The 4,374-nt window shown below is 57.0% G+C and carries 5 protein-coding genes; 1 reads left to right on the top strand and 4 read right to left on the bottom strand.

Annotated features, from left to right (window positions below):
• Positions 1-21: 21 nt before the first annotated feature.
• From ACXRVY_RS18405 to ACXRVY_RS18390, 4 genes are all read right to left on the bottom strand, one after another.
• Positions 22-459 carry a hypothetical protein gene (locus ACXRVY_RS18405; RefSeq protein ID WP_223461874.1) on the bottom strand — a complete coding sequence of 146 codons (438 nt, stop codon included), beginning with the start codon at positions 457-459 and terminating at the stop codon, positions 22-24.
• A gap of 101 nt (positions 460-560) precedes the next feature.
• On the bottom strand, positions 561-1,082 hold the full coding sequence (locus ACXRVY_RS18400) for a DUF4822 domain-containing protein (protein WP_223461872.1): 522 nt from the start codon (positions 1,080-1,082) through the stop codon (positions 561-563).
• Positions 1,083-1,549: 467 nt separating this feature from the next.
• The gene (locus tag ACXRVY_RS18395; RefSeq protein ID WP_223461870.1) at positions 1,550-2,134 is read right to left on the bottom strand and encodes a TetR/AcrR family transcriptional regulator; all 585 of its coding nucleotides are present in this window, start codon (positions 2,132-2,134) and stop codon (positions 1,550-1,552) included.
• Positions 2,135-2,163: 29 nt separating this feature from the next.
• Complete coding sequence (locus tag ACXRVY_RS18390) at positions 2,164-2,547, bottom strand: tautomerase family protein (RefSeq protein ID WP_223461869.1); 384 nt, start codon at positions 2,545-2,547, stop codon at positions 2,164-2,166.
• A gap of 390 nt (positions 2,548-2,937) precedes the next feature.
• Between ACXRVY_RS18390 and ACXRVY_RS18385 the strand changes: the two genes are divergently transcribed.
• Complete coding sequence (locus ACXRVY_RS18385) at positions 2,938-4,218, top strand: serine/threonine transporter (RefSeq protein WP_223461867.1); 1,281 nt, start codon at positions 2,938-2,940, stop codon at positions 4,216-4,218.
• The last annotated feature ends 156 nt before the right edge of the window (positions 4,219-4,374 follow it).

Genomic DNA, 4,374 nt, shown 5'->3' with positions numbered 1-4,374 from the left:
ATACAGTGTGCTGCCGCAGCGTCACTGGGCAGTTCGCTGCTTTAGTACTCTGTCTCGTTCCGCCAGTGCAATCGCTTTGGCATCATAGGTCGGATAGAACTCGGTCCTGAAACTTCCCCATGCTGTTCTTTCAAATGCAAGATTTACTTCTATCAGGCGGGAGGCCGGGAAGCGTAATGTGACTATTTGGCCGATACCCATCACGGTGTTCCAACTGACGACCTCTACCCCCTCAGGTGGAAAGGCCTCATAGTATCCTTGCTTTTCAAGTTGGGTCTTCAGTTCAGGCAAAGATCGTGATTGATCGTGCTTTAAAAAGACGGTCAGCATGATTGCATTGTCTGGCGTGGCAACGGCATTTTTTGCCGGGGAGGGCGTAGTGGGTTGCGCGTTGGCAACGGAGAAAGCCGAGGCGATCAGTAGCGTAGATACCAGTAATGTTCTCAGGGCGTTTTGCATATTGAAACTCCATGTTTTTATAGGTGACAAGATATATTTAAACGCCAGCGCTGCGTTGGGGTGATGAATTGAATTGGGGGTGCCGTGCAGCTTGAATGGTTTCAGTGGATATCGGTGTCTGGCTTGATGGCGGATTTTGTAACTACTGCTCCGGTGTAGGGAGCATGAACGACATAGATGCGTACCGGCGGGTTATTGTCTTTCATGTCACGGGGCACTTCGCGAGAATAGGTGAATTCATTGGTATTCAACGTTTCCAATCGTCTGGCCATGGCCTTGGTGGGCCCGACATCGGGCACTAAAACGTGGGTTTTTTGATCGCCCGTGACAAAGAAGTAACCGCCACCCCCATTGTTGTACTTTGATTCTCCCGTGTCGGTGTAGAAGAACTCATAGCGATTGCGTTCGGGGTCCCACGTCGATATGCCCACCACTCCGGGGTAATTCGCTTTTACGTCCGTTTGTGGCGCACCCTCTATATAGACCTTGGTTGTCAGCCATCTAGGCGACGATGCCAGCGCGCGAATATCGGCAGTGGCAGGGCTTTGTTGCGCGAAGCTACCGAGCGGACAAAGCAATACAGCAAGAAGCAGGCATGTAGACGTTATGTTGTTTTTTTGCATGCGAATAACTCCTTATTTGTTTTATAGGGGGCGCCCGCTATTGGTTAGCCAGCTTCAGTGCGTGGAAAATATAGTTCGAGAATGGACGTTGTACAATGGTGAGAAGTGGCTTGTAACAATTCAAGGTTTTCTTAATGAGTAATATATTGTCGTAACTTTTCTGTATGTATTGGTCGTAGGAATATTCGCTGTGCCTAAAGTGTAAGGTGATTAATATTATGTTTGACAAGTTCTGTGCCTGATCGCTGAAACAGGAGGGCACTTGGCGAAAGTTGGGCCGTTGGAGGGCTCGTTGATACGGCATACAACAAGGCTCCCTCCGGCGGGGCCTTGGAGTCACTGCGCCGTGTTTATCCCGGCCAGCCACCCCGCGACCTGCCGACAGTGGTCGCGGTGATACAGGCGAGATTCGGCGCGGGATGTTCATGTGCCCGAACAGGCTGACGTCGAGTCGGGCCTGCCAATTGTCAACTCTGCATCAGAAAACCAACGGTCGCCTCGAGGATTTCATCGGACAGCGGCTCGCCCTGAGTGGCGCGGGCCAGGGTCAGGGCACCGACCATCAACGAAAACTGCACCAGCGCCTGCTGTCGATCCCGTGTCGCGTCGCCGGTGTCCATCAATGGGCCGAAGGTCTGCAGTAAGCGGCTCAGGCCTTCGTTGAAGGTCTGGCGCAACCCGCTATCGGCGGCTTCGTGGCACATGTCTCCGGCGAAGGCGACCACCGGACAACTTTCGCCGGGGTTGTCGCGGCTGGCCGCCGACAGGTAAGGCTCGATCAAGGCACGACGGGCGCTCTCGTTGTCCGCGCTTTCGGCGATACTGGTTTTCCAGCGCTCTGCGGACTGCTGGAACGCCCGGCCGCCAGCCTCCCGTGCCAGGGCTTCCCTGGATTCGAAGTGCCCGTAGAAACCACCGTGGGTCAGGCCCGCGGCGGCCATCACATCGACCACGCTGATCCCGTGCAAGCCGCGTTCACGAAACAGCCGTGTGGCGGCATCGACGATGGTCTCGCGGTTGAGGTCGGCTTGTTTACGGGAAACTCGGGGCATGGGTCACTCTCAGGTCTGCAGGTTGAACATCAGAGGGCGTATTGGGCAATTCCATTGCCAAACGACCAGTTCTCTTTTTTCACTTCCACCAGATTAATGAAAACGTCCTCCAGGCGCACCGCGAGCTCTGCATGAAGGCTCTCGGCAATGGTTTTGTAGAGGAGTTTTTTCTGCTCGATAGTCCGGCCTTCGCTCATGGTGATCTGGATCACTACCAACTGGTCCGTGCGGTTGATGCCCAGATAACCGGGGTCAAAGATGAAATGCTGCGCATCGTGTTCGGCGAGGATCTGGAAATTATCATTCTGCGGTACACCGATGGTGCTGTGCATGGCGGCATAGATCAGTTGGCCGATGCGCTTTGCGTGGGTGGGGTCCTGATGTTTTTTGATGTCGACGCGAACCAGTGGCATGGGAAGACTCCGGGGGGAATGCAGGTCAGTTAAAAATACATGATGGTAGACCTTTATCAAGTGCGGACTGCGCTTTGGCGATGACGCGCAGGTGCACTGCAGATCCTTGTGGGAGCGAGCTTGCTCGCGATGGCTGCGGCACATGCAACATATTCTCCGGCTGATACACCGCTATCGTCGGAACGCCGCCCGGAGCAAGCTCGCTCCCACAGGTGATCTCCCACAGGGGGACTTCCGTCTATCTGGTACCACCGTTCCTCACCTAAGTCTTTGCTTCTGTTCACTAATCCTCCAGAATCGCGCCCCTGTTCCGGCCAGGGCGCTGCCTGTCGGGTATTCCGACGCGTTCTGACCGGGTGGCAAGTGACCGGAATGTGGAGATCCCACCGGATGAATGATCAGGCCAATAGCGTCAACAAACGCTATGTAGATGCGACACCAGCAACGCTGTCGAGCTGGAATCGCCAAGACACCACCTGGATGCTGGGCCTGTTCGGCACGGCGATTGGTGCGGGAACCCTGTTTTTGCCGATCAACGCAGGCCTKGGCGGTTTCTGGCCGCTGGTGATCCTGGCGTTGCTGGCGTTCCCGATGACGTTCTACGCACACCGCGGGTTGACCCGTTTCGTGCTTTCCGGTCGCGAAGGCGCCGACATCACCGAAGTGGTGGAAGAGCATTTCGGCATCAAGGCCGGCGCGCTGATCACCTTGCTGTACTTCTTCGCGATTTTCCCGATCCTGCTGATCTACAGCGTGGCCCTGACCAACACCGTGGGCAGTTTCCTCGAGCATCAACTGCACATCATGCCGCCACCGCGCGCCGTGCTGTCGCTGGTGCTGATCCTCGGCCTGCTGGCGGTGGTACGTTGCGGTGAGCAATTGATCGTCAAGGCCATGAGTCTGATGGTCTACCCGTTCATCGTTGCGCTGCTGTTCCTGGCGGTGTACCTGGTTCCGCACTGGAACGGCGGGATCCTGGCTACCGCCAGCAGCGTGCCGGCGCCTTCGGCGTTGCTGCACACGATGTGGCTGGCGATTCCGGTGATGGTGTTCTCGTTCAACCACTCGCCGATCATCTCGGCGTTCGCCGTGGACCAGAAGCGTCGCTATGGTGAGCATGCCGAGGAGCGCAGCTCGCAGATCCTGTCCCGCGCCCACCTGCTGATGGTGGTGATGGTGCTGTTCTTCGTCTTCAGTTGCGTGCTGACCCTGTCGCCAGCACAACTGGCTGAAGCCAAGGCGCAGAACCTGTCGATCCTGTCGTACCTGGCCAACCACTTCAGCAATCCAACCATCGCCTTCGCGGCGCCGTTGATTGCCTTCGTGGCCATTTCCAAGTCGTTCCTGGGCCACTACATCGGCGCCAGCGAAGGTCTCAAGGGCCTGATCGTCAAGAGCGGCAAGCGTCCGTCCGCCAAGACCCTGGACCGCATGACCGCCGCGTTCATGCTGGTGGTGTGCTGGATCGTCGCCACGCTGAACCCGAGCATCCTCGGCATGATCGAAACCCTCGGTGGCCCGGTGATCGCGGCGATCCTGTTCCTGATGCCGATGTACGCCATCCGCAAGGTTCCAGCGATGGCGCGCTATCGCGGTCAGGCATCCAACGTCTTCGTGACGGCGGTGGGCCTGGTGGCGATCACGGCGTTGATCTACTCGCTGACCGCATGATCGACCGGCCTGCTCGCACAGTGCCGGATTGACAGCTACAGTGGCCGCTGCACGTGATACGTGCAGCGGTTTTTTTTCGCCTGGAGACACTGGATTGTCGAGCGCCCCCAACGCTAATCCCACCGTGCAACCCAACCGCTGGCAGGACCTGATGGC

Source organism: Pseudomonas sp. P5_A2_2, from assembly GCF_054177685.1.
The sequence above is the reverse complement of the archived record's forward strand: the minus strand, read 5'-3'. Positions and strand labels throughout refer to the sequence as shown.

What these genes read in the sequence shown, in the direction of transcription:
- ACXRVY_RS18390 (WP_223461869.1), bottom strand. Translation starts at nt 2,547, where the DNA reads ATGCCACTGGTTCGCGTCGACATCAAAAAACATCAGGACCCCACCCAC.
- ACXRVY_RS18400 (WP_223461872.1), bottom strand. Translation starts at nt 1,082, where the DNA reads ATGCAAAAAAACAACATAACGTCTACATGCCTGCTTCTTGCTGTATTG.
- ACXRVY_RS18405 (WP_223461874.1), bottom strand. Translation starts at nt 459, where the DNA reads ATGCAAAACGCCCTGAGAACATTACTGGTATCTACGCTACTGATCGCC.
- ACXRVY_RS18395 (WP_223461870.1), bottom strand. Translation starts at nt 2,134, where the DNA reads ATGCCCCGAGTTTCCCGTAAACAAGCCGACCTCAACCGCGAGACCATC.